This window comes from Leifsonia sp., assembly GCF_051955155.1.
GTDB lineage: Bacteria > Actinomycetota > Actinomycetes > Actinomycetales > Microbacteriaceae > Leifsonia.
Genome location: NZ_JBQCGZ010000051.1, coordinates 1 through 24,816, shown reverse-complemented (window position 1 = coordinate 24,816; position 24,816 = coordinate 1). Strand labels below are relative to the sequence as shown.

The following is a 24,816-nucleotide window of genomic DNA, read 5'->3' as shown; positions in this document are numbered from 1 at the left end:
GAACTCCGGAACGGATGGCGAGGGGCGCGAGCGGGCGGCGGAGCGGCGGGGGATCAGCGGAGCATGCGGGAGCGGATGGCGGTCGCGGCGGCGCCGCGCGCCCACTCGGTGAAGGCGAACGGCTGCACCTGGACCGGCGTGCGCACGCTGTCCCAGACGGCGGCGCCGGAGAGGGCGGTCAGCATCGCGTGCTCGCCGACCTCGCCCAGCCGGGCGCCCTCGCCCGCGACGACGATCGTCGCCGGGTCGACCGTGTTCATCACGGAGGCCAGCAGCAGGCCGAGCGCCGAGGCCGCCTCGTCCACCACCGCACGCAGCGTCGGATCTCCGCGGGAGGCGCCGCGCAGCACCGCGTCGTAGCCGACCGGCCCGCCGGTCGCGCGCTGCGCGGCGGACTCGACGGCCTCCGTCGTCAGCAGCGCGCTCGCGCAGCCGTGGTGGCCGCGCCAGCAGGCGGCGTCCGTCCAGACCAGAAGCTGGTGCCCGATGCTGCCGAGCGCGCCGTGCGCGCCGGCGACGAGCGCGCCGCCCGCGACCAGGCCCATCCCGATGCCCGCGCCGATCGTCACGACGACGAAGGTGTCGAGGCCGCGGCCGGCGCCGAACCAGTGCTGCGCCTGCGTGAGCGCGTTGACGTCGTTGGCGACCGTCACCGGGAGGCCGAGGCGCGCCTCCACCAGGTCGGCGAGCGGGACGTCCGCCCACTCCAGAAAGTGCGACTCCCCCACCGTCCTGCCGTCGGCGGTGTTGCCGCCGAGGCTGATCCCCACGCCAGAGAGCGGCGCGTACGCGGCGGGGAGCGCGCGGACGACGCCCGCGACCGCGTCGGCGACCGTGTCGGGCGCGTGCCCGGCGAGCGGCGCCTCCAGCTCGGCGCGGATCTCGCCGCGCAGATCGGTGACCACCGCGTAGACGGCGTCGGCGGTGATCTTCACGCCCGCGAAGTGCTCGGCGGCCGGGTCGAGGTCGAGCGGCAGGATCGGCCGCCCCGCCGCACGCACGAGCGGGCGCCCCTCGAACAGCCGTCCGGAGGCGAGCAACGGCTTGGTCAGGCGGGTGAGGCTCGGGCCGGACAGGCCGAGCCGCTCGGCGAGCTCGACACGCGAGAGCGGGCCGTGGATGAGGATCTCCAGCAGAACGCGCTGGGCGCTCTCCGGGGCTCCTTCCGCGACGACAGTCTCAGTCATGCCGACATTCTAAGGTTCCCGGTCCTCGATCGGGTGTTGACACCGCATTTAGTTTTGCTGCAACATTAATCCCGTTCGGTCACGACGAAGGAGTCTTGATGGCCATCACGACCACACCACGCACCGCTCCCACCGGTCAGGCGGCACCGCCGGCCACCGGCCGCTCCGCCCCGAGAGCGCCGCGCCCCCGCGGAGGCGACGGCCTCGTCGCGCTGCTGTTCATCGCCCCCGCCGCGATCGGCTTCCTGGTGTTCCTCGCCTGGCCGACCCTGCGCGGCATCTACCTCAGCTTCACCAGCTACAACCTGCTCACCCCCGAGAAGTGGATCGGCTTCGGCAACTACATCCGGATGGCGAACGACCCCATCTTCTGGCACTCGCTCGGGGTGACCGTCGAGTACGTCGTCATCAACATCGGCGTGCAGACCGCCGTCGCCCTGCTCATCGCGGTGCTCATGCAGCGGCTCACGCGCTCGACGTTCCTGCGCGGCGTCGTGCTCGCGCCGTACCTGGTCTCCAACGTCGTCGCCGGTATCGTCTGGCTCTGGATCCTGGACACCCAGCTCGGCATCGGCAACCAGCTGCTCGGCGCGCTCGGGCTCGAGCACATCCCGTTCTTCGCGAGCGAGACCTGGTCCATCCCGACCATCGCGCTCGTGAACGTCTGGCGGCACGTCGGCTACACCGCGCTGCTGCTGTTCGCCGGGCTGCAGGCGATCCCCTCGCACGTCTACGAGGCGGCGAGGGTGGACGGCGCGAGCGAGTGGCGGACGTTCTGGAGCGTCACCATGCCGCTGCTGCGCCCGGTGCTCGCCGTCGTGCTGATCATCACCGTGATCGGCTCGTTCCAGGTCTTCGACACCGTCGCCGTCACCACGAACGGCGGACCGGCGAACGCCACCAACGTGCTGCAGAAGTACATCTACGACCTCGCCTTCGGCCGCTTCCAGTTCGGCTACGCGTCGGCGATCTCGGTGGCGCTGCTCGTGGTCCTGAGCGTGATCACGATCATCCAGTACCGCCTCACCCGCGCCGGCACGACCGACCTCGACTGACCGCAGGCGAAGGAGCCTCGACATGACAACCATCGAACCCACCCTGCCCGCGGCCCCCGCCGGAACCGGCCGCCGCCTCCCGGTCGGCCGCACGATCGCCTGGATCGTGATGGTCCTGATCATCCTGGTGACGCTGTTCCCCTTCTACTGGATGCTGCGGACTGCCCTCTCCACCAACACCGCCCTGGCCTCCGACCCGAGCTCGCTGCTCCCGGTCGACCTCACGCTCGGCGGCTTCGCCAGGGTGTTCGGGCTGCAGAGCACCGAGGAGGCGCTCGCCCAGGGCGGCTCCGGCGCCTCCGTCGACTTCTGGCGGTACCTGCTCAACTCGGTGCTGGTCGCCACGACCGTCGCGGTCTGCCAGACCTTCTTCTCCGCGATGGCGGCGTACGCGTTCGCCCGGCTGCGGTTCCGCGGCAGGAACGCGATCTTCGCGCTGTTCCTCGCGGGCCTGATGGTGCCGGCGATCTTCACGCTGCTGCCGAACTTCGTGCTCATCAAGCAGCTCGGACTCGTCGACACGCTGCTCGGGATCACCCTCCCCAGCCTGTTCATGACGCCGTTCGCGGTGTTCTTCCTGCGCCAGTTCTTCATGAACGTGCCGAGGGAGGTGGAGGAGGCGGCGCTGCTGGACGGCGCGGGCAGGGTGCGCATCTTCTTCCGGGTGATGCTGCCGATGTCCTCGGCACCGATCGTGACGCTCGGCATCCTCACCTACATCACCGCCTGGAACGACTACTTCTGGCCGCTGATGGTCAGCTACACCGACCAGTCGCGCGTGCTCACGGTCGCGCTCAGCGTGTTCCGCGCGCAGACGCCGCAGAGCGGCACCGACTGGTCGGGCCTGATGGCCGCGACGCTCGTCGCGGCCCTGCCGATGCTCGTGCTCTTCGGGGTGTTCGCGCGCCGGATCGTCAACTCCATCGGCTTCACCGGACTGAAATGAGGACCACCATGCGCTCATCCCGCAGAACCCGGATCCGCTCCGCCGCGGCCGCGATCGCCGCCGGCGCCGGCCTCGTCCTCTCCGGCTGCGCCGCCGGCGGCGCGAGCGAGCCGGCGAACACCGTCAGCTACTGGCTGTGGGACTCCAACCAGCTGCCCGCGTACCAGAAGTGCGCGGCCGGCTTCGAGAAGGAGAACCCCGGCCTGACCGTGAAGATCACGCAGCTCGGCTGGAACGACTACTGGACCAAGCTCACCGCCGGGTTCATCGCCGGCACCCAGCCGGACGTGTTCACCGACCACATCTCGAAGTTCGCGCAGTTCGTCGACCTGGGCGTGCTCCAGCCGCTGGACGAGCTGGACGCGACGAAGGGCATCGACGACGCCATCTACCAGCCGGGACTCGCCGACAGCTGGCGCGGCCCGGACGGCCACCGCTACGGGACGCCGAAGGACTGGGACACGATCTCGCTGTTCTACAACAAGAAGGTCACGCAGGCGGCGGGCGTGAGCGACGCCGAGCTGAACGCGCTGGACTGGAACCCCACCGACGGCGGCAGCTTCGAGAAGATGCTCGCCCACCTCACCGTCGACGCCAACGGCGTACGCGGCGACGAGCCCGGCTTCGACAAGAACCACGTCGCGACGTACGGCCTCGCCAGCAACGACGCGGGCGGCGCGGACGGCCAGACCCAGTGGAGCGCGTTCACCGGCTCGACGGGATGGACGTACACGGACAAGAAGGTCTGGGGCACCCACTACAACTACGACGACAAGCGGTTCCAGGACACGATCTCCTGGTACTTCGGGCTCGCCAAGAAGGGCTACCTCGCGCCGTTCACCGCCTACTCCGCCTCCAACGGACCCGAGGTGCAGCTCGGCAGCGGCAAGGCGGCGCTGTCCATGAACGGGTCGTGGATGATCAGCACCTACGCCCAGCTCAAGGGCGTGGAGGTCGGGATGGCGCTCACGCCCGTCGGGCCGACCGGGAAGCGCGCGTCCATGCTCAACGGCCTGGCCGACTCCGTCACCAAGAACGCCGCCAACAAGGAGGGCGCGGGCAAGTGGGTCGCCTACCTGGCCTCGCCCGCCTGCCAGGACATCGTCGGCGAGCAGGGCATCGTGTTCCCCGCCGTGAAGTCCGGCACCGACAAGGCGATCGCCGCGTACAACGCGCGCGGGCTCGACGTCTCCTCGTTCACGAGGCAGGTCGAGGACAAGACCACGTTCTCGTTCCCGATCACCAACTACGCGGCCGACATCACCGCGCTGATGGCCCCGGCGATGCAGAACGTGTACGCGAACGGCGCTCCGGTCTCCACGCTGACGACGACCAACCGGCAAATCGACCAGCTCTTCGAGCAGGGCGGCTGAGCGGCCGGGCCGGCCATCCATCGATTCCCGAACCACCACCCCAAACCTCCGAAAGAGAGTGACATGACCTTCTCCATCGCCATGGTCGGCGCCGGCCAGTTCGCCGGTCAGTTCGCGAAGCTGTTCGCGCTGCACCCGGGTGTGAGCGCGGTCTACGCGACCGACCTGCTGCCGGAGCGCGCGGAGCGGCTGAACGCCGAGTACCACCTGGACGGGACCCTCCCGTCGTTCGAGGCGGCGCTCGAGGACCCGCGCGTGGACGCCGTCGCCATCTTCACCCAGCGCTGGACGCACGGGCCGCTCGTGGTGCGTGCGCTGGAGGCGGGCAAGCACGTCTACTCGGCCGTCCCGATGGCGATCAGCGCGGACGAGATCGCGGCGATCATCGACGCGGTGCGCCGCACCGGGCTCACCTACATGATGGGCGAGACCAGCCACTACAACCCGGCCACCGTGTACGCGCGCTCGCAGATCGCGGAGGGCGCGTTCGGCCGCGTGTTCTACGCCGAGGGCGACTACGTGCACGACATGGACCTCGGCTTCTACGACGCCTACCGGTACTCCGGGGGCGAGGAGTGGAAATCCACCGCGAGCTACCCGCCGCTGCTCTACCCGACGCATTCGATCGGCGGCATCCTCGGCGCGTGGGGGACGCACGCCGTGAGCGTCTCGGCGATCGGCGTGGTGGACGACCGCGGCGACGGGGTCTTCGACCGCGAGGTGAGCATGTTCGGCAACGACTTCTCCAACGCGACGGCGCTGTTCGAGGTGGCGGGCGGCGGGTCGTTCCGCACGAACGAGTTCCGCCGGGTGGGCTATCCGTCGCACATCCGCGAGTCCCGGTTCCGGTTCTTCGGGACCGAGGGCAGCTTCGAGCAGCTCGCGACGGTGTCGCACCGCACCGACAAGGACGGCGTGACCGACATCACCGACCTGCTGCAGCCGAAGCCGACGCTCTCGCCGGACGACCCGTCGCTCGCGCACGTCTCCCCCGCGCTGCGGGACGCGTTCACCTCGGGCAGCGCTCCCATCCACGACCGGGCCCGGCTGCCGCGCGAGTTCGACCACGTGACGAACGGCCACGAGGGCAGCCACCACTTCCTCGCGGACGACTTCGTGCGCGCGGTGAACGAGCGCAGCCTCCCGCCGGTCAACGCCTGGCAGGCCGCGCGCTACACGCTGCCCGGAATCGTCGCCCACGAGAGCGCCCAGCAGAACGGCGCACGCCTCCCCATCCCCGACTTCGGCGAGGCCCCCACCTCCCTCTAACCCACCCCGCAAACCGCCGAGTACGCAGAATCTCTGCGTACTCGGCGGTTTTGGGCGCACTTTCTACGTACTCGGCGGAGTCGGGGGCGGGGGTTGGGGTGCTGGGGCGCGGAGGAAGGGGTGCGGGAGGGCACTCTCCCGGGCGAGGCGGTGCGCGAGCGGGGCCCAGACGATGATCGCGACGCCGGCGCCCAAGAGCAGTCCGCCGATGGTGTCGCTCAGCCAGTGCGCGCCGAGGTAGGTCCTGCTCACCGCCATCAGCACCGCCCACGCGACGCCGGCGCACCACACCCACACGCGCGGGAACAGGATCCCGAGCACCACCGCCATCGTCGCGGCGTTCGCCGTATGCCCCGACGGGAATGAACCGGTGTCGACCGCGACCAGGATGTCGGTCGGGCGGGCGCGGCCGACCGTGTGCTTGAGCACCTGGACGGCCAGCACCGACAGCAGGCTCGCGACCGCGAAGAACGTCGCGCCCCACGGCCGCCGGAAGGCGAGCAGCAGCAGGAAGATGACGAGCGGGATGATCACCGAGCCGATGATCCCGCCGCCGACGTAGTTGAAGAACAGCGCGGGGACGGTCCAGAACGGCGAGCGGTGCTCGACGATCTCCTCCATCCACTCGGCGTCGACGGCGAACGGCTCCTGCGGCCGGAGCGCGATGATCGCGCCGAGCAGGACGACGAGCCCGACCCCGACCGAGGCGGAGATCAGCGGCCAGCGCCTGCTGACCTCCCTGGCTGTGCGGATGTCGTCTGGGCTCGCCATGCCCCCACCGTACCTGCGGGGGCCGCCTGCCGTCAGTGCGCCAGCTCGGGCACCGTCCGCGGGCGGACGACCAGCCACAGCGAGGCAATGGAGACCAGCGCGCAGATCGCCATGACAGCGCCCATCGGTGCGGCGCTGCCGACGCCGAGAATGCCGACGATCGGCGAGACGATCCCGGCGATGCCGAAGTTGAGCGCGCCGAGCAGGCTCGCGGCGGTCCCCGCCTCGTGGCCGTGCCCGTTCAGCGCGAGCACCTGGACGCACGGGAAGCCGAACCCGCACGCCGCGATGAAGAACCACAGCGGGATGGCGGTGCCCCACAGCCCCACGTGGGCCTGGTCGAGCACGACGATCGCCACCGAGGAGAGGAACATCACGACCGTGGAGACCGCGAGGATCCACTGCGGGCCGAAGTACTTGGTCAGCCGCGACGCCGACTGCACGCCGATGATGATGCCGATCGAGTTCACGGCGAACAGCAGGCCGTACTCCTGCGCGTTGAACCGGTAGATCTCCTGGAAGATGAAGGAGCTCGACGACAGGTAGGAGAACAGGCCGGTGAAGTTCGCGGCGCCGACGATGGCGATGCCGACGAACACGCGGTCGCTCAGCACAGACTTGTAGCGCTGGGCGACGGTCGAGTGGCCGGCGTCGTGGCGGCGCGCCTTGGGCAGGGTCTCGACGATCCAGAGCGAGACGCAGACGATGACGAACAGGCCGTAGCAGGCGAGCACGACGAAGATGCCGCGCCAGGGCATGACGAGCAGCAGCCAGGAGCCGATCACCGGCGCGAGCACCGGGGCGAGGCCGTTGACGAGCGCGAGCCTGCTCAGCATCCGCACCAGCGGGCGGCCGCCGAACAGGTCGCGGACCATCGCCATCGCGACGACGCCGCCCGCCGCGGCGCCGATTCCCTGCAGGGCGCGCGCGGCGCCGAGCAGCTCGACGTTCGGGGCGACGGCCGCGGCGAGGCAGGCCACGATGTGCACGGCGGTCGCGGCGATCAGCGGCAGCCGGCGGCCGATCTTGTCCGACCACGGCCCCACCAGCAGCTGGCCGACGCCGAAGCCGATCGTGGTGGCCGTCAGCGTGAGCTGGATGGCCGCGGTGGAGACCTGGAAGTCCTCCTGCAGGGTCGGCAGAGCGGGCAGGTAGGTGTCGATCGTGAACGGCCCGAGCGCGGTCAGGGCGCCGAGGATGAGGATGTACGCCGGGCGCTGACGGCCGGAGAGCGAGTCGCCTGGATGCACGACGGTGGTCACGAAGAGGTCCTTGCTGGGTCGGGGGTGGTCGGTGCGGTCGGTGCGGTTCGGGGTGTTCTCGGTGCTGGATGCGCCGGGGACGGGTGCAGGCAGCGGCCGCGTCCGGGGGGGCGGCGCGCGCGCCCGTCCTGGGCTGCGATCTGCGACGGTGCAGTGGAGGGGTGCGGCGCCCGAGTGGTGGGCGTCGTCGGTGCGATCGGTGGTGACGGTTGCGACAGAGAAGCACCGCGTCGATGCGCGGTGCTCACGTCCCTTCTCGAATCGATTCGACCCGCGGGACGCTCCCCATCCTATATCCTCCAGCCCCGAAATGTGAACGTGCGCAGGCCCGCGAGCACAGGAAAAACGTCCCTCATCGCGCCGAGCGGCGACGGTTTTCCTGTGCTCGGCGGCCCGGGGCGGGGTCGGGGCGGGTTCGGGGCGCCCGGGCGGGTCAGGGGGCGGCGGGGGCGGCGAGGAGGGGGGTGAAGGCGAGCTCGGCGGCGCCGATCATGAGGATGTCGCTGCCGAGGGCGGCGCGCGTGATCGTGAGCGTCTCGGCGGAGGCGGCGAGCGCCTGCGCGGCGACGAGGTCCGGGAGGCGGTCCGGCGCGAGCTCGTGCAGCGCGCCGAGGAACCCGCCGAGCACGATCCGCTCCGGGTCGAAGACGTTCGTCGCGTTGCGCAGCGCGACGGCCAGGAAGCCGAGCTGGCGGTCCACCTCGGCGGTCACCGCCGGATCCCCCGCCGCCACCGCGGCCGCGAGCGCGCCGGCCAGCTCGTCCGGGTCGGCGGCGGCCAAGCCGAGCGCGGCGAGCAGCGCGCGCTGGCTCACCTCGGTCTCCAGGCAGCCGATCGCGCCGCAGTGGCAGCGGACGCCCGCCGAGTTCACGAGGGTGTGGCCGAGCTCGCCGGCGTAGCCGCTGATCCCCGTGAGCGGCGACCCGCCGACGATCACGCCGGCGCCGATGCCGGACGCGCCGCCGTTCACGTAGACGAGCTCCGACGCGCCGCGTCCCGCGCCGAACAGCCGCTCAGCGTTCGCGCCGAGGCTCGCGTCGTTGGCGGCCAGCACCGGGTACCCGGTCGCCTCGGCCAGCTGCGCGGCGAACGGCTCCTCCGACCACTCCAGGTGCGGGGCGAGCCGCACCACGCCGTCCTCCTCGCGGACCAGGCCGGGGACCGCGACGCCGATGCCGACGACGCGCGCGGCCGCGCCCAGGTCCGGCCGCAGCCCGTCGATCACGGCGGACGCGATCGCCGCCGCCTCCTGCGCGGTCGGGACGTGCCCGGTCGGGTAGCGCACGCGCCGGTGCACGACGGCGTCCAGCCCCACCACCCCGACGGTCACCGCATCCACCTCGGGGTTCACGGCGATCGCGACGACCCGGCCGTCCGGGGCGATCACCGGGGACGACCGGCCGACCCGGTTGCTCGACTCCGGGTCGCGCTCGACGACCAGCCCCAGCTCGGCCAGCTCGGCGACCAGCGCGCCGATGGTCGAGCGGTTCAGCCCGGTCGCCTGCGTGAGCGCCGAGCGCGCGACGGGACCGCCGCGGTGGACGATGCCGAGCACCGTCGCGAGGTTGTGCCGCCGCACCGTGTCGAGGTTCGTCCCCGCCGTCGTCCTGCCGTTCATGGTCCCGAGTACTGTATTACAGCTCGGCGGTACCCCCGTCGGCGGCGGCCGTGCGACCGGTGGCCGCGTCGAGCAGCGTGAACGCGAACCCGGCCGGGCCGCTCGCGCTCAGCCGGTCGCCTGCGCGGGTCACCGCGTACTCCGCGACCTCGCCGTCCGGGGTCACGACCGTGACGTCCCGCGTCCCGTCCGGCCCGGGATACACCGCGAGCGTCAGGCCCTCCCGGTAGTCGTGATCGGGCCGGTCGTCGCGCGCGCCGAGCGGCAGGACGGCGCCCTCCCGCACGTACAGCGGGATGCTGTCGAAGCCATGCGTCTCGCGCCGCCACCGGCCGCCGGCGACGGTGCGGCCGGAGAAGTACTCGGTCCACGTCCCGTCCGGCAGGTAGAACTCCACCTCGGAGGCGGAGAACACCGGGGCGACCAGGAGGTCGGCGCCGAGCATGTACTGCCGGTCCAGGTGGTCGACGGCCGGGTCGCCGGGGAACTCCAGCTGCATCGGCCGCATCACCGGGGTGCCGGTGCTGTGCGCCTCGTGGCCGGCGGCGAACAGGTACGGCATCAGCCGCAGCTTGAGCTTGGTGAAGAGACGCGTGACCTCCACCGCCTCCTCGTCGAACGCCCACGGCACCCGCACCGAGTCGCTGCCGTGCAGCCGCGAGTGGCTGGAGAGCAGGCCGAACGCCGTCCAGCGCTTGAAGACGCCCGCGTCCGGCGTCCCCTCGAAGCCGCCGATGTCGTGGCTCCAGAAGCCGAAACCGCTGAACGCGAGCGAGAGCCCGCCGCGCAGGGTCTCGGCCATCGACTCGTACGAGGACGTGTTGTCGCCGCCCCAGTGCACGGGCATCGTCTGGCCGCCCGCCGTCGCCGAGCGGGCGAACACCACCGCGTCGCCATCGCCCCGCTCCTCGCGCAGCACCGCGAACACGGCTTCGTTGTAGAGCTGGGTGTAGAGGTTGTGCATCCGCTCGGGCGACGACCCGTCGAAGTAGTCGACCTGCAACGGGATGCGCTCGCCGAAGTCGGTCTTGAAGCAGTCGACGCCCTGCGCGATGAGCCCGCGCAGCTTGTCCTGGTACCAGCGGGTCGCGTCGGGGTTCGTGAAGTCGACCAGTCCCATCCCCGCCTGCCACAGGTCCCACTGCCAGACGTCGCCGTTCGCCCGCCTGACCAGGTACCCGGCGGCGGCCGCCTCGGCGAACAGCGGCGAGCGCTGGCCGATGTACGGGTTGATCCAGACGCACACGCGCAGGTCCTTCTCGTGCAGGCGGCGCAGCATCCCGTCCGGGTCGGGGAAGGTGCGCGGGTCCCACTCGAAGTCGCACCAGTTGAATTCGCGCATCCAGAAGCAGTCGAAGTGGAAGACCGACAGCGGCAGGTCGCGCTCGGCCATACCGTCGATGAACGAGGTGACGGTGGCCTCGTCGTAGGAGGTGGTGAAGCTGGTGGACAGCCAGAGGCCGTACGACCAGGCGGGCACCGACGCGGGCCGACCGGTGAGCGCGGTGTAGCGCTCCAGGATCCGCTTCGGCGTCGGGCCGTTCACGATGTAGTACTGCAGGCTCTCGCCCGGCACCGAGAACTGGACGCGCTCCACCGTCTCCGAGCCGACCTCGTACGAGACGTGGCCGGGGTGGTCCACGAAGACGCCGTAGCCGCGGTTGGTCAGGTAGAACGGGATGTTCTTGTACGCCTGCTCGCTGGACGTTCCGCCGTCGGCGTTCCAGATGTCGACCACCTGGCCGTTCTTCACGAGCGGCCCGAAGCGCTCGCCCAGCCCGTAGACGAGCTCGCCGACGCCCAGCGCCAGCTGCTCGTGCACGAACGCACCCTCGCCCTCCACGGTCAGGTAGCCGAGCGACTTGTGGCCGCTGGAGGTGAGCACGCGGTCGGCGCCGTCGGCGTCGCGGGCGGAGAACGTCAGCGACCACGGCGCGCCGCGCCGCACGGTCGCGACCAGGTCGCCGGAGCGCAGGCTCGCGGACGCCTCGTCGGAGGTCACCTCGACGTGGCCGTGCTCGGTGTTCAGCACGAATCCGCGCTCGTCCCTGCCGCCCTGCCAGTGCTCGACGCGCACGCCGATCACATCGGGAAGCGGCGAGCTGATCGTCACGGTCAGTGTCGGCCGGTTGAGGGTGTCGCCGCGGCGCTCGATCACCTTGCCCGGCGCGGTCACGGTGATCGTGTCCTCCCCGGGGAAGACGTCGTACGCCTCCTGGGCGTACACCGGCGTCACGCCGGGACGGAGCTGCCAGAAACCATCGGTGAACTTCATTTACTTGACAGCTCCTGCTGTGATGCCGCGCGTGAGGGTGCGCTGGAAGATGAGGAAGAAGACGAGCGTGGGGATGAGTCCCAGCAACGCCGACGCGGAGGTGGTCGTCACATCCATCAGCCGGTCGCCCTGGAGCACGCTGATCGCGACCGGGACGGTCTGGTTGTCGTTGGAGACCAGGAAGGTGAGCGGGATGAGGAACTCGTTCCACGTCCAGATGAAGAAGAAGATCAGCAGCACGCTGAGCGTCGGCCGCGAGATCGGGACGACGACCCGCCAGAGGATCCGCCAGCGGCCGGCGCCGTCCAGCGACGCCGCCTCGAGCACCTCCTTCGGGAAAGTGCCGTAGACGCTGGAGAGCAAGTAGGTGCCGAACGCGCTCTGGATCACCGTGAAGATGATGATGACGCTCCACACGTTGTCGTACAGGCCGACCTGCTTGAACATGTAGTACAGCGGGTAGAGCAGCGCCTCCTGCGGCAGCATGTTCGCCAGCAGGAACAGCACGATGATCCAGGTGCGCGCCTTGACCCTGCCGATCCCGAGCGCGTACGCATTCAGCACCGAGATGACGACGGCGAGCACGGAGACGACGCCGGAGATGAAGATCGAGTTCCACAGCTTCTGCGGGAAGTCGACGCGGTTCCAGAAGTTCACGAGGCCGTCGGTGTACAGGTGCGTCGGCAGCTGCAGCGGGCCGCCGGAGTTGTAGTCGGCGGGGCTCTTGAACGAGTTGAGCAGGATGAGCAGGAACGGGAACGCGATCCCGACGCCGATCAGGATGGCGACCACGAGGATCACCCAGTCGGCCGCCGTCTTCTTGGGCTTCTGGCGCTTCAGCGTGCGCGGCGCGGCCGGGGCGCTCGTTCCCGTCGGCCGGGAGAGGGTGGTGGACATCAGCGCTCGTTCTCCCTGCGCTCGGCCCGGTTCTGGGCGATGATGAAGAGGATGGACACGGCGATGATGACCACGGTCAGCGCCGTCGCGATGGTGGCTCCGTAGCCGACCTGCTGGCTCTGGAAGAACTCGCTGTACGAGTAGTAGGAGGGCACCATCGTCGCCGTGCCGGGGCCGCCCCTGGTGAGCGTGTAGACCGGGCCGAACACCTTGAGCGCCGCGATCGTGCAGGTGAGGGTGACCACGAAGATCTCCGGCCGGATGATCGAGACCGTGATCGAGCGGAAGCGCTGGAACCAGTTCGCACCGTCCAGCTCCGCGGCCTCGTACAGCTCCGGGTCGACGCGCTGCAGCGCCGCCATGAAGATGACGACCGGATAGCCGATCTGCACCCAGACCATCACCGCCATGATCGACGCGAGCGCGGTGTCCGGGCTGCCGAGCCAGTTGTGCTGCAGGTCGCCGAGGCCGATCGCGGCGAGGATCTGGTTGAGTGCGCCGTTGTCCGGCCGCAGGATCCAGCCGATGACGATCGCCGCGATGACGACCGGGAGGATCTGCGGCAGGTAGTACGTGGCACGCAGGAAGCTGGCGAGCCTGCCGCCGAACTTCTTGCCGACCAGGTCGAACAGCATCGCCGCGAGCACCAGGCCGACGAGCGTCGGGATGACGACCATCGCCACGATCATCGCGATCGAGTTGCCGAACGAGGTCCAGAACTTGTCGTCGGCGAGCAGCCGCTGCCAGTTGGTCAGCCCGATGAACTTCGGCGGCCGGATGCCCCGGTAGCTCGTGAAGCTCAGGTAGATGTTCCACACCAGCGGGATCAGCACGATCACCGCCAGCAGGACGAAGCCCGGCAGCAGGTACCACCAGAACGACCCGCGACCGCTGTCGGGGAGCAGCGCCTCGCTGCGTTTCCGCGCCGGGCGCGCCGTCATCACGCTCATCTTTCCTCCGTCGCCGTCCGTCCCGGAGTCCTGCACGCTTCCACGGATGTGTCGGCGTGCAGGGCTCCGGACGCGATGGCTTGTTACTGGTTGACGATCTGGTCGACGCCGTCCTGGTACTCGGAGCCGAGCTCCTTGTTCACCGCGGCGGGATCCTTGCTGCCGTTCACGAGCTCCTGCAGGCCGGCGTTCAGCTGGTCATAGAAGGTCGGGGTGGGCCAGTCGGGGTAGAACGCGATGCCGTCCTCACCGGTCAGGGTATTGAAGTTGGCGATCAGGTCCTTCGACTTCTCGTCGGTGATGTCGCTGGTCTTGGCCGCGACCGGGACGCCGCCGTTGTTGCCGAGCAGCGCCTGGATCTTGTCGCTCATCGTGATGTCGATGAACTTCTCGGCCAGGCCCTTGTTCTTGGCGTTCTCCGGGACGACCCACATGTTGCCGGCGGAGCCGGGCGACATCTTCGCGCCGGGGAACAGGAACGTGCCCCACTGGTACTTCGTGATCTCGCTCTGGAAGCGGCCGTACCACCAGCTGCCGGAGAAGAAGATCGGGTACTTGCCCGCGATGAAGGCGGTCCCGGCGTCCTCGGCCTTGAGCCCGGAGGAGTCCTTGGAGATGTACCCCTTCTTCACCCAGTCGTCGATGGTCTCGGTGGCGTGGCTGAGCTCCGGGCCCTTCCAGTCGACCTTTCCCTTGTAGAGCTGGTAGTCGTCCACCCAGGAGCGGTCGGCCTTGGTCAGCGCGAGCTGGTACCAGAGCTGGCCGAGCGGGTACTCGGCGGCGGACTCGGCGAGCGGGGTGACCCCGGCGTCGGCGAACTTCTGCAGGGCGGCGACGAACTCGTCGTAGGTCTTCGGGACCTCGACGCCGTACTTCGCGAACATGTCCTTGTTGTAGTAGACCTCGACGTACTCGCCGTAGTTCGGGACGCCGTACCAGGAGCCGGAGCCCATGATGCCCTTGTCGTCGTACTTCGCGGTGGTCTGCAGGCTGGAGGCGAGCTTCTTGTCCCAGCCGTACTTCTTCACGGCGTCGTCGAGGTTGGTGAGCAGGCCCTGGCTGGCGAGGAGGCCGGCGGTGGCGTTGCCCTTGTTGTACTCGAGGATGTCGGGCGCCTCGTTGGAGTTGAGCACCTGGGAGGCGGTGGAGCGGATCTGCTCGAAGCTCTTCGCCTCGAACTTCACCTTCGCGCCGGTCTCCTTCTCGAAGTCGGTGATGGCCTGCGCCCAGGCCTTGCCCATCGCGGAGTCCTCGCCCTCGTAGTGCCAGAGGGTGAGCGTCTTGCCTGTGCCGTCCGTGCTGTCGGATCCCGCGTCGGACGCGCTGGAGCATCCAGCGAGCAGCAGCGCACCGGCGGCCAGGATCGCGCCGAATGCGAGGTGCCTCTTGCGCATCGTTTACCTCCTTGTAGTGGAGTGGACGCGCGTCTGCAGGCCTCGCAGCCACTCCGATGCAATTTGTTGACGAACACAACATAAAGGAGGTTTCGGGAGAATGCAAGCACGGCTTTGCGGCGCACTCGCTGTCATTACAACGATTATTAATTAGTTCGGATGCACAACAATAGGCGCCGGTAGGGTAGCCGCATGACCGATGGCGTGCAGAACGGACCGGCGGGACCCACCCGACGGCAGCGGCTGTGGACGGCGTCCCGGAGCGCGCGCCGGCTGCTCTCCAACGAGCGGCCGGCGACCGCGGCGGAGCAGCTCGCGGCCCTCGCGGCCTCTCCTCATACCGCGACGGCCGAGCCCGTCGACACGTACGGCGACGGGATCGTCGGCCGGCTGGAGGCGCGCGTCGCCGAGCTGCTCGGCACCCCGTCCGCCCTGTGGTTCCCGACCGGGGTGATGGCGCAGCAGGCGGTCCTGCTGGCCTGGGCCGCGCGAGAGGGGACGCCGCGCGTCGCCGTGCACCCGCTCCAGCACACGCAGCTGCAGGAGGAGGACGCGCTGCGGGAGCTGAGCCGGCTGGAGCCGGTGCACCCGACGCTCGAGCCACGGCATCCCACCGCCGCCGAGCTGGATGCGGTGCCGGGCCCCCTCGCCGCCGCCGTGATCGAGCTGCCGCTGCAGGAGCTCGGCTACGTGCTCCCGACCTGGGAGGAGTACGTCGCGTTCGCGGCCGCGGCCCGCCGCAGGGGCATCCCGCTCCACATCGACGGCGCGCGGCTCTGGGAGACCGGGCCCGCCTTCGGCCGCCCGCTCCCCGAGATCGCCGCGCACGCGTCGTCCGTCTCCGTGTCGCTGTACAAGGCGGTCGGCGGCCTCTCCGGCGCGGCGATCGCCGGCGACCCCGGGCTGATCGCCGAGGCACGGACGTGGCGGACCCGGTTCGGCGGCGACGTCTACCGCCAGTTCCCCGCGATCGTCGCGGCGCTCGACGGGCTCGACGCGCGCCTCGACCGGATCCCCGCCTGGACGCGGCACGCCGCCGCGGTCGCCGAGGGTCTGTCCGCCCTCCCCGGGATCCGGGTGACGCCGGACCCGCCGCACATCGACGAGTTCTGGGTGTATGCCGACCTCCCGGCCGACGCCATCAACCGGGCCGTGCTCGAGGATCTGGAGGAGACGGGGGAACGCTGGCTGCACGGCTGGTGGACCGACGGCACGGGCCGCGCCGTCGCGGAGGCGACGATCCGCGACGAGGCGCTCGCCTGGACCGCTGCCGAGGTCACCGCCGCCGGCCGCCGCGTCCTCGCGCGCGCCGAACGCCTCGCCCAGCATCCGCACCCCGCCCCGCGAGTACGCAGAAAGTAGCCCCGAAACGGTCGAGTACGCGGATTATCTGCGTACTCGGCGGTTTCGGAGGGGGGGTTAGAGGGCTCGGGCGGGGTCGGCGATGAGGTCGGCGAAGACGAGTTCGGCGGCGCCGACGAGCAGCTGGTCGGCGCCGAGCTGCGCCTCCACCACCTGGACCCCGGCCCGCGAGGAGCGGACGACGTCGCCGAGCAGGTCGGCGGCGCCGTGCGCGCTCGCCCCGCGGTGCAGCGCGGCGAGGAAGCCGCTCAGGACGACGACCGACGGGTTGAAGACGTTCACGGCGCTCCTCGCCGCGATCCGCAGGTGGTCGTAGGCGCGCCGCACGACGGCCAGCGCGGCCGGATCCTCGGTCGCGACTAGGCGGTCGCCGAGGTCGGCGGCGTCGGCGGAGCCGAGCCCGACCGCCGCCAGCAGCTCGGCCTGCGTGACCTCCGCCTCCAGGCAGCCGCGGGACCCGCACGAGCAGGCGTGGCCGTCCGTCGCCACGAACGTGTGGCCGAACTCGCCCGCGTAGCCGGCGGCCCCGGTCAGCAGCCGGCCACCGCTGATCGCCCCGCCGCCGATGCCGGACGCGCCGCCGATCATGTAGACGAGGTCGTCCACGCCGCGGCCGGCGCCGAAGGCGCTCTCCGCGCGCAGCGCGAGCACGGCCGCGTTCGCGGCCCAGGCGCGCAGCCCGGTCGCCGCGCCGAGCAGCTCGGCGAGCGGCTCGTCCACCCAGCCGAAGTGCGTCGCCTCCTTGACCATGCCGTCCGACAGGCGCACCTGACCGGGCACGGCGATCCCGATGCCGGCGATCAGCGTGCGGGACTCCCCCGCCAGCATCCCGGCGATGCCGGCCGAGGCGAGCGTCACCACGTCGCCGACGGACCGCGCCGCCGAGGTCTCGATCCGCACCTTCTTGAGCACGCGGCCGCCCAGGCCGACCAGGCCGACGAGCACCGCATCCACCTCGGGGTTCACCGCGACCGCCGCGACCGAGTCGGTGACGCGCACCACGGGGCTCGGCCGTCCGCGGCCTCCCGCGGCCGGCGCCTCGTCCACCTCGACCAGGTGCAGGCGGGCGAGTTCGCCGACCAGGTCGCCGACGGTGGAGCGGTTCAGCCCGGTCCTCCTGGTCAGCTCGCTGCGCGAGAGCGCGCCCTCCCGATGGACGAGCCCGAGCACCGTCGCGAGGTTGCTGCGGCGGAGCGCCTCCGTCGCGCCACCGGTCGCGTGGCGAACGGTGCTGAGCTCAGAGGCGGACATGACATGACAATAGCCCGGCTCACCACCGGTCCGGTCGCGCCCCGAGCGGAACCGGCTCCGGCCGGTCGACGGCGGGCGAGAGGGCGATCACCTCGTGCCTGGCGCTCGCGTCGAGCACCGCCTCCATGATCTCCAGCACGTGGAAGGCGAGCGTGCCGGAGGCGCGGTGCGGGCGGTCCGTCTCGATCGCGCGGGCCAGGTCGGAGAGCCCGAAGCCGCGGCCGGCGTCCGCGTAGCCGCCCGCGACGGGCACCTCCCGGAACGTCCGGTCCGCCGCCGACGCGACGGCGACGGGCGCCGAGAACTGGTTCGGGTCGGGCACGGACAGCGTGCCCTCCGTTCCGTACACCTCGAACAGCGGGACGTTCGACGCCCACACCTCGAACGACACGGTGACCGTCGAGATCACCCCGGACGCGTGCTCCAGGATCGCGGTGACGTGCGTGTCGACGTCGACGGGGATGCTCGTCCCGGCGAGCGGCCCGGTCGCGACGGTGCGCTCCCTGGCCGACCGCGCGGAGGCGCCGGAGACGCGCACGACCGGCCCGAAGAACGTGACGAGAGCGGTCAGGTAGTACGGCCCCATGTCGAACAGCGGGCCGGCGCCCGGCTGGTAGTAGAACGCGGGAGCGGGATGCCACAGCTCGTGGCCCGGCGCGTTCCAGGCGACGGCGGCGCCGAGCGGCACGCCGATCGCGCCGTCGTCGAGCAGCGCCCGTGCGGTCTGGATGCCCGTGCCGAGCACCGTGTCCGGCGCGCTGCCGACGCGCAGGCCGAGCCGCTCCGCACGCTCCAGCACCGGCCGCGCCTCCGCGGTCGCCAGCGCGAGCGGCTTCTCGCCGTACACGTGCTTGCCGGCGTCCAGGGCCAGCAGCGCCACCTCTGCGTGCGCCTGCGGGAGGGTGAGGTTCAGCACGGCGTCGACGTCCGGGTGCGCGAGCAGCGCATCCACCGTGAGCGCCTGGACGCCCTGCTCGGCCGCGACAGCCCGCGAGCGCTCCCGGTCCAGGTCGGCGACCGCGAGCAGCCGCAGATTCGGCAGCTTCGGCAGCTCGGCGAAGTACTGCCGGCTGATGTTGCCGACCCCGATGACGCCGACGTTCAGCGCACCGCCCACAGCATGCCCCTCTCGATGATGGTGCGCACCGGCTCGCTCGCGACGATCTCCAGCCGGTGGCCGGGCGCGGAGACGAAGATCCGGCCCTTCCCCCATTGCCTGGTCCAGATCGCCGGGGCGGTCACCGGCCGGTTCCAAGCGTCCCACGGCCGCACCTCCTGCGTTGTGGTCGCGAGGACGTCGTTGTACTCGTCGGAGAGCACCCAGTACTGCTCGGTGACGAGGTCGAAGTCCTCGATGCCCTGCATGATGGGATGCGTCCTGCCGTACTCGGTGATGTGGACGGTGTACGGGATGTAGTTGTCCGACTGCTCGCCCGTCCGCTCGGCCGGGTCCTTGCCCGCGTGGTGCGCGAACTGGCCGCCGATCATATGCAGGTAGTCGGCGTTGTCCCGGTACGCGTCGGCGATCCCGCCGTGCCAGCCGGCCATTCCGGTGCCGCCGAGGACCGCGCGCTGCAGCCCGGCGAACTCGTCCGGCTCGATGCTGCTCATGGTGTTCACCTGGACGACGAGGTCCACCGTCGGCATGAACGACTCGTCCGCGTAGACACGCGTGCCCTCCTCCACCCGGACGTCGAAGCCGTTCTCGCGCAGGAACGGGACGAACAGGTCGGTGGTCTCCACCGGCATGTGCCCGTCCCAGCCGCCGCGGACGATCAGCGCCTGCCTGCTCATGCCGCCGCTCCGTCCGTGCTCGTCCACGCGCTGCCCGCCGCGGCGCTGCGCTCGACCGCGTCCAGCACCCGCTGCACGTGCAGGCCGTCCGCGAACGACGGCTCCGGGTCGCGGCTTTCTGTCACCGCGTCGACGAAGTCCTTCACCTCGTGGCTGAACGCGTGCTCGTAACCGATCGCGTGCCCGGTCGGCCACCAGTTCGCCATGTAGGGATGCTCCGGCTCGGTCACGAGGATGCGCGTGAAGCCCTGCTCCCCGGCCGGCGCGGTCGCGTCGTAGAACTGCAGCTCGTTCATCTCCTCCAGGTCGAACGCGATCGCGCCGCGCGAGCCGCTCAGCTCGATGCGCAGCGCGTTCTTGCGGCCGGTGGCGTAGCGGGTCGCCTCGAACGCGCCGATCGCGCCGTCGGCGGCGCCGTCCGCGAGCCGGGCCGTAAACCAGGCGGCGTCGTCCACCGTCACCCGGCCGCGCTGCTCGGAGGCCGTGCCGGAGAGCCCGACCGTCTCGCCGAGCAGCGGCCGCTCGTCGACGAACGTCGCCAGCGTGCCGGAGACGCCGGTCAGCCGGGAGCCGGTGAGGTGCTCGACCAGGTCGATCGCGTGCGCGCCGATGTCGCCGAGCGAGCCGGAGCCGGCGGCCTCCCTGTCGAGCCGCCACGTCATCGGGCCGTTCTCGTCCGAGAGCCAGTCCTGCAGGTAGAGCGCGCGCACCTGGCGGATGGCGCCGAGGCGGCCCTCCGCGACGAGGCGGCGCGCGAACCCGATCGCGGGGACCCTGCGGTAGCTGAAACCCACCATCGAGCGCACGCCGCGCGTGGCGGCGCGCTCGGCGGCGGTGGTCATCTCCTCGGCCTCGCGCACCGTGTTCGCGAGCGGCTTCTCGCACAGGACGTGCTTGCCGGCGTCGAGGGCCGCGATCGCGATCTCGGCGTGCGAGGAGCCGGGCGAGCAGATGTCGATCACGTCGATCTCCGGGTCGTCGACCACCTGCCGCCAGTCGGTCGCCGCGCGCCGCCAGCCGAACCGGGCGCGGGCGTCCTCGACGCGCGCGGCATCCCGCCCGACGATGGTGTCCATCACCGGCTCGGCGGCCATGTCGAAGAACCGCGGGGCGACCCGCCAGCCCTGCGAGTGCGCGGCGCCCATGAACCCGCACCCGATCATGGCGACCCGCAGGTCCGGCCTCTGCCTCATCCTCGCTCCTTCGCGCATCCGGTCCGTGCTGTCCGCGTCAGAACGTACCCACGCGCTCGGAGGCCCCGCAAGTTCCGGCCCGCCGATTCGAAAGTTTCGACACCACCCCGCCATCGCTTCCGGAGTTCTTCACGCTCGCTCTCGGCGTTTCGCGTGAACAACTCCGGAACGGATGGCGGCGGCCGATCGGGGCGGGTGCCAGAATGACGACCATGCCTCTCACCGACCTGACCCTGTCCGAGCTGTCCGCGTTCCGGCCGGAGGTGGAGGAGCCGGCCGATTTCGACGCGTTCTGGGCCGCCACCGTCGCCGAGGCCAGGGCGGCGGGCGGGGACGCGGAGCTGCGGCCGGCCGAGACGCCGGTGACCCAGCTGACGATCGAGGACCTGACCTTCCCCGGCTTCGGGGGCGAGCCCGTCCGGGCGTGGGTGTCCCGGCCGAAGGACGCCGCGGGCCCGCTGCCGGCCGTCGTCCAGTACCAGGGCTACAACGGCGGCCGCGGCCTGCCGGGCGAGAACGTGCTGTGGGCCCTCGCCGGCTACGTGCACGTGTTCATGGACACCCGCGGCCAGGGCAGCGGCTGGGGAACCGGCGGCGCGACGCCCGACCCGCACGGCTCCGGACCCGCGACCGCGGGCTTCATGACCAGGGGCATCCACGACCCGGCCGAGCACTTCTACCGCCGGGTGTTCACGGATGCGGTGCGCGCGGTGGATGCGGCCAGGGCGCTGCCGTTCGTCGACGCGGGCAGGGTGGCCGTCACCGGCGGCAGCCAGGGCGGCGGCATCGCCCTCGCCGCCGGCGCGCTGGCCGACGTGCAGGCCGTGCTCCCGGACGTCGCGTTCCTCTGCGCGTACCGCCGCGGGGCCGAGGTCGCGATCGGCGGACCGTTCCTGGAGCTCGCCACCTACCTCTCCGTGCACCGCGACCAGGTGGACCGTGTGTTCCGCACGCTCTCGTACTTCGACGGCGTGAACTTCGCGCGCCGCATCCACGCGCCCTCGCTGTTCTCCGTGGCGCTGATGGATGCCGTGGTGCCGCCGTCCACGACGTTCGCGGCCTACAACCACCTGGCGGCGGAGGACCGCGCGATCGAGGTGTACCCGTACAACGACCACGAGGGCGGCGCGGCGGTGCAGTGGCAGAAGCAGGCCGCCTGGCTGGCGTCGCGGCTCTGAGCGCGCGTCCCCTCCCCGCCGTGACACCTCCGGGAGGGATTGCAGGAGAGGCGTCGTCGCTGGTATAAGTTGAATGAAACAACAAATCACCGACGACGCTGAAGGAAACCCCATGAGCCTCACCCCCACCCGCGCCGACAAGTTCTCGTTCGGCCTCTGGACCATCGGCTACAACGGCACCGACCCGTTCGGCGGCCCGACCCGGCCGCAGCTCGACGTGGTGGAGGCGGTGACCAGGCTCAGCGAGCTGGGCGCGTACGGCCTCACCTTCCACGACGACGACCTCTTCGCGTTCGGCTCGACCGACGCCGAGCGCCAGACCCAGATCGACCGCCTCAAGCAGGCGCTCGCCGACACCGGCCTCATCGTGCCGATGGTCACCACCAACCTGTTCAGCGCGCCCGTGTTCAAGGACGGCGGCTTCACCTCCAACGACCGCGCCGTCCGCCGCTTCGCGCTGCGCAAGGTGCTCCGCAACATCGACCTCGCCGCCGAGCTCGGCGCCAAGACCTTCGTGATGTGGGGCGGCCGCGAGGGCGCGGAGTACGACTCGGCCAAGAACATCCAGGCGGCGCTCGAGCGCTACCGCGAGGCCGTCAACCTGCTCGGCGACTACGTGACCGACAAGGGCTACGACATCCGCTTCGCGATCGAGCCGAAGCCGAACGAGCCGCGCGGCGACATCCTGCTGCCGACCGTCGGTCACGCGCTCGCCTTCATCAACTCGCTGGAGCGTCCCGAGCTGGTCGGCCTCAACCCCGAGGTGGGCCACGAGCAGATGGCCGGCCTGAACTTCGCGGCCGGGATCGCGCAGGCGCTGTACCACGGCAAGCTCTACCACATCGACCTCAACGGCCAGCGCGGCATCAAGTACGACCAGGACCTCGTGTTCGGCCACGGCGACCTGCAGAACGCCTTCGCGCTCGTCGACCTGCTCGAGAACGGCGGCCCGAACGGCGGCCCGGCCTACGACGGCCCGCGCCACTTCGACTACAAGCCGTCCCGCACCGAGGACATCACCGGCGTCTGGGACTCCGCGGCGGCCAACATGCGCACCTACCTGCTGCTGAAGGAGCGCGCGGCCGCGTTCCGCGCCAACCCCGAGGTGCAGGAGGCGCTGGAGGCGTCCAAGGTCACCGAGCTGTCCCGCCCGACGCTCGGCGACGGCGAGAGCTACGACGACCTGCTCGCCGACCGCAGCGCGTTCGAGGACTTCGACGCGAGCGCGTACTTCGGCGGCAAGGGCTTCGGCTTCGTGCGCCTGCAGCAGCTGGCGCTGGAGCACCTGCTCGGCGCCCGCGGCTGACCCCCTATCCATCGGTCCACCCACACCGAAGTGAGAACGCTGTGACCTACGTTGCGGGAGTGGACTCCTCCACGCAGAGCTGCAAGGTGGTCGTCCGCGACCTGGAGAGCGGCGCCCTGGTGCGCTCGGGACGCGCCGCGCATCCCGGCGGGACCGAGGTCGACCCGGCCGCCTGGTGGGACGCGCTGACCGCCGCGATCGAGGACGCGGGCGGCCTCGACGACGTCGCGGCGATCTCGGTCGCCGGCCAGCAGCACGGCATGGTCGTGCTGGACGCGGACGGCCGCGTCATCCGCGACGCCCTGCTCTGGAACGACACCCGCAGCGCGCAGGCGGCGCGCGACCTGATCGACGAGGTCGGCGCCGACGCGTACGCGCGCCGGGTGGGCGTCGTCCCCGTCGCCTCCTTCACCGCGACCAAGCTGCGCTGGCTGCGGGATGCGGAGCCGGAGAACGCGGCCCGCGTCGCCGCCGTCGCGCTCCCGCACGACTGGCTCACCTGGCGGCTGCGCGGCTACGGTCCGGAGGGCAAGAGCCCGCTCGGGCCCGACCTGGAGGCGCTGACCACGGACCGTTCCGACGCGAGCGGGACCGCGTACTGGGGAGCGGCGGCGGGCGCGTACGACGTCGACCTATTCGAGCGCGCGCTCGGCCGGACGGGGCGCGAGGCCGGGTCGGCGGGCGCCGGCGTTGTGCTGCCGCGCGTGCTGGGACCGGGCGAGTCCGCCGGGCGCACCCCGTCCGGCGTGCTGGTCGGTCCCGGCGCCGGCGACAACGCCGGCGCCGCCCGCGGCCTCGGTGCCGCCGACGGCGACGTGGTGGTCTCGATCGGCACCTCCGGGACCGTCTTCGCGGTGACCGACGCCCCGGTGGCCGATGCGTCCGGGACCGTCGCCGGCTTCGCCGACGCGAGCGGCCTGTCCCTGCCGCTGATCGCGACCCTCAACGCCGCGCGGGTGCTCGACTCCATCGCGGGGCTGCTCGGCACCGACCACGCCGGGCTCGCCGCACTGGCGCTCTCCGCCGAGCCGGGGGCGGGCGGCGTCGTGCTGGTGCCCTACTTCGAGGGCGAGCGCACGCCGAATCTCCCGGACGCGAAGGCCGCACTGCACGGCCTGACCCTCGCCTCCACCAACCAGCCCAACCTGGCGCGCGCGGCGATCGAGGGGATGCTGTGCGGGCTCGCGGACGGCCTCGACGCCGTGCGCGGGGTCGGCGTCCGCGAGCGGCGCATCCTGCTCATCGGCGGCGCCGCACAGAACCCCGCGGTGGCCACGGTGGCCGCGCAGGTCTTCGACGCACCCGTGGTCGTGCCGGCGCCGGGCGAGTACGTGGCCGACGGCGGCGCGGTGCAGGCCGCGTGGGCGCTGACCGGTTCGCGGCCGCGCTGGACGGTGGAGGCGGCGGAGCCGCTGCCGGTGGACACCCGTCCGGTGATCCGGCAGCAGTACGCCGCGGCGCGCGCGGGCTAGAGGGCCCGCGGGCTCTGCGCGTTCGTTCGGGAGGACATCCGGCCGTATCCGGCCCGGATGTCCTCCCTTTCGTGCGCTTTGCAGGGTTCACGGGGTGGATGTCCTCCGTTTCGAACGTCCGCGTTACGGAGCGTTCGGCGGCGTGTCGTGGGGCGCTTCCGGAGTTGCGGGCGCCACGCGGGTGGAGTGGGCCCGCGCGAGGGGGGGGCCCGCCGCGCGGGCCCCGCGGCAGGGGGCGGCGCGCGCCGCGGCCACGCCGCCCG

At 71.3% G+C, this 24,816-nt stretch carries 20 protein-coding genes; 8 read left to right on the top strand and 12 right to left on the bottom strand.

The window, feature by feature from the left end; translation table 11 throughout:
• Window positions 1-53: 53 nt before the first annotated feature.
• Entirely contained in the window at window positions 54-1,187 is a 1,134-nt protein-coding gene (locus ACTHMF_RS04995; protein ID WP_440316550.1) for an ROK family protein, read from the bottom strand.
• Window positions 1,188-1,285: 98 nt separating this feature from the next.
• On the opposite strand from ACTHMF_RS04995, the gene ACTHMF_RS04990 reads away from it, so the two are divergent.
• The 4 genes from ACTHMF_RS04990 (at window position 1,286) to ACTHMF_RS04975 (ending at window position 5,830) form a co-directional block, all read left to right on the top strand.
• Window positions 1,286-2,242, top strand: coding sequence for a carbohydrate ABC transporter permease (locus ACTHMF_RS04990; RefSeq protein ID WP_440316549.1), 957 nt, complete (start codon window positions 1,286-1,288; stop codon window positions 2,240-2,242).
• Window positions 2,243-2,264: 22 nt separating this feature from the next.
• A complete protein-coding gene (locus ACTHMF_RS04985) occupies window positions 2,265-3,188 on the top strand; it encodes a carbohydrate ABC transporter permease (protein WP_440316548.1) in 924 nt (307 codons plus the stop codon).
• Between the two features lie 8 nt (window positions 3,189-3,196).
• A complete protein-coding gene (locus tag ACTHMF_RS04980; protein WP_440316547.1) occupies window positions 3,197-4,561 on the top strand; it encodes an ABC transporter substrate-binding protein in 1,365 nt (454 codons plus the stop codon).
• 63 nt (window positions 4,562-4,624) lie between these two features.
• Window positions 4,625-5,830: a Gfo/Idh/MocA family protein gene (locus ACTHMF_RS04975; RefSeq protein ID WP_440316546.1), complete on the top strand. Its 1,206-nt coding sequence runs from the start codon at window positions 4,625-4,627 to the stop codon at window positions 5,828-5,830.
• 63 nt (window positions 5,831-5,893) lie between these two features.
• On the opposite strand, the gene ACTHMF_RS04970 is transcribed toward ACTHMF_RS04975, so the two are convergent.
• From ACTHMF_RS04970 to ACTHMF_RS04940, 7 genes are all read right to left on the bottom strand, one after another.
• On the bottom strand, window positions 5,894-6,601 hold the full coding sequence (locus ACTHMF_RS04970; RefSeq protein ID WP_314147229.1) for a phosphatase PAP2 family protein: 708 nt from the start codon (window positions 6,599-6,601) through the stop codon (window positions 5,894-5,896).
• A 32-nt stretch (window positions 6,602-6,633) separates the two neighbouring features.
• Window positions 6,634-7,863 (bottom strand): multidrug effflux MFS transporter, encoded by a 1,230-nt coding sequence (locus ACTHMF_RS04965; RefSeq protein ID WP_440316545.1) that lies wholly within the window; start codon window positions 7,861-7,863, stop codon window positions 6,634-6,636.
• A 433-nt stretch (window positions 7,864-8,296) separates the two neighbouring features.
• On the bottom strand, window positions 8,297-9,481 hold the full coding sequence (locus ACTHMF_RS04960) for an ROK family transcriptional regulator (RefSeq protein ID WP_440316544.1): 1,185 nt from the start codon (window positions 9,479-9,481) through the stop codon (window positions 8,297-8,299).
• 16 nt (window positions 9,482-9,497) lie between these two features.
• Window positions 9,498-11,756, bottom strand: coding sequence for an alpha-xylosidase (gene yicI / locus ACTHMF_RS04955; protein WP_440316543.1), 2,259 nt, complete (start codon window positions 11,754-11,756; stop codon window positions 9,498-9,500).
• Entirely contained in the window at window positions 11,757-12,653 is an 897-nt protein-coding gene (locus ACTHMF_RS04950) for a carbohydrate ABC transporter permease (RefSeq protein WP_314147225.1), read from the bottom strand.
• Window positions 12,653-13,603 (bottom strand): carbohydrate ABC transporter permease, encoded by a 951-nt coding sequence (locus ACTHMF_RS04945; protein ID WP_314147224.1) that lies wholly within the window; start codon window positions 13,601-13,603, stop codon window positions 12,653-12,655. Before ACTHMF_RS04945 ends, ACTHMF_RS04950 begins: the two co-directional genes overlap by 1 nt.
• Before the next feature lie 83 nt (window positions 13,604-13,686).
• Window positions 13,687-14,997: an ABC transporter substrate-binding protein gene (locus ACTHMF_RS04940; RefSeq protein WP_314147223.1), complete on the bottom strand. Its 1,311-nt coding sequence runs from the start codon at window positions 14,995-14,997 to the stop codon at window positions 13,687-13,689.
• A 192-nt stretch (window positions 14,998-15,189) separates the two neighbouring features.
• Between ACTHMF_RS04940 and ACTHMF_RS04935 the strand changes: the two genes are divergently transcribed.
• Window positions 15,190-16,359 (top strand): threonine aldolase family protein, encoded by a 1,170-nt coding sequence (locus tag ACTHMF_RS04935; RefSeq protein ID WP_440316542.1) that lies wholly within the window; start codon window positions 15,190-15,192, stop codon window positions 16,357-16,359.
• A gap of 57 nt (window positions 16,360-16,416) precedes the next feature.
• On the opposite strand, the gene ACTHMF_RS04930 is transcribed toward ACTHMF_RS04935, so the two are convergent.
• The 4 genes from ACTHMF_RS04930 to ACTHMF_RS04915 are packed head-to-tail and all read right to left on the bottom strand — an operon-like array spanning window position 16,417 to window position 20,597.
• Window positions 16,417-17,610, bottom strand: coding sequence for an ROK family transcriptional regulator (locus ACTHMF_RS04930; protein ID WP_440316541.1), 1,194 nt, complete (start codon window positions 17,608-17,610; stop codon window positions 16,417-16,419).
• Between the two features lie 19 nt (window positions 17,611-17,629).
• Entirely contained in the window at window positions 17,630-18,727 is a 1,098-nt protein-coding gene (locus ACTHMF_RS04925; protein ID WP_440316540.1) for a Gfo/Idh/MocA family protein, read from the bottom strand.
• Window positions 18,712-19,404: a ThuA domain-containing protein gene (locus ACTHMF_RS04920; RefSeq protein WP_440316539.1), complete on the bottom strand. Its 693-nt coding sequence runs from the start codon at window positions 19,402-19,404 to the stop codon at window positions 18,712-18,714. The genes ACTHMF_RS04925 and ACTHMF_RS04920 overlap by 16 nt, the downstream gene beginning before the upstream one ends.
• Window positions 19,401-20,597 carry a Gfo/Idh/MocA family protein gene (locus ACTHMF_RS04915; protein WP_440316538.1) on the bottom strand — a complete coding sequence of 399 codons (1,197 nt, stop codon included), beginning with the start codon at window positions 20,595-20,597 and terminating at the stop codon, window positions 19,401-19,403. Before ACTHMF_RS04915 ends, ACTHMF_RS04920 begins: the two co-directional genes overlap by 4 nt.
• A gap of 212 nt (window positions 20,598-20,809) precedes the next feature.
• On the opposite strand from ACTHMF_RS04915, the gene ACTHMF_RS04910 reads away from it, so the two are divergent.
• The 3 genes from ACTHMF_RS04910 to ACTHMF_RS04900 all read left to right on the top strand — a co-directional run bounded on the left by ACTHMF_RS04910 (window position 20,810) and on the right by ACTHMF_RS04900 (window position 24,553).
• Window positions 20,810-21,775 carry an acetylxylan esterase gene (locus tag ACTHMF_RS04910; RefSeq protein WP_440316537.1) on the top strand — a complete coding sequence of 322 codons (966 nt, stop codon included), beginning with the start codon at window positions 20,810-20,812 and terminating at the stop codon, window positions 21,773-21,775.
• A gap of 112 nt (window positions 21,776-21,887) precedes the next feature.
• Window positions 21,888-23,081: a xylose isomerase gene (gene xylA / locus ACTHMF_RS04905; RefSeq protein WP_440316536.1), complete on the top strand. Its 1,194-nt coding sequence runs from the start codon at window positions 21,888-21,890 to the stop codon at window positions 23,079-23,081.
• A 41-nt stretch (window positions 23,082-23,122) separates the two neighbouring features.
• Window positions 23,123-24,553: a xylulokinase gene (locus ACTHMF_RS04900; protein WP_440316535.1), complete on the top strand. Its 1,431-nt coding sequence runs from the start codon at window positions 23,123-23,125 to the stop codon at window positions 24,551-24,553.
• Window positions 24,554-24,816 lie beyond the last annotated feature (263 nt).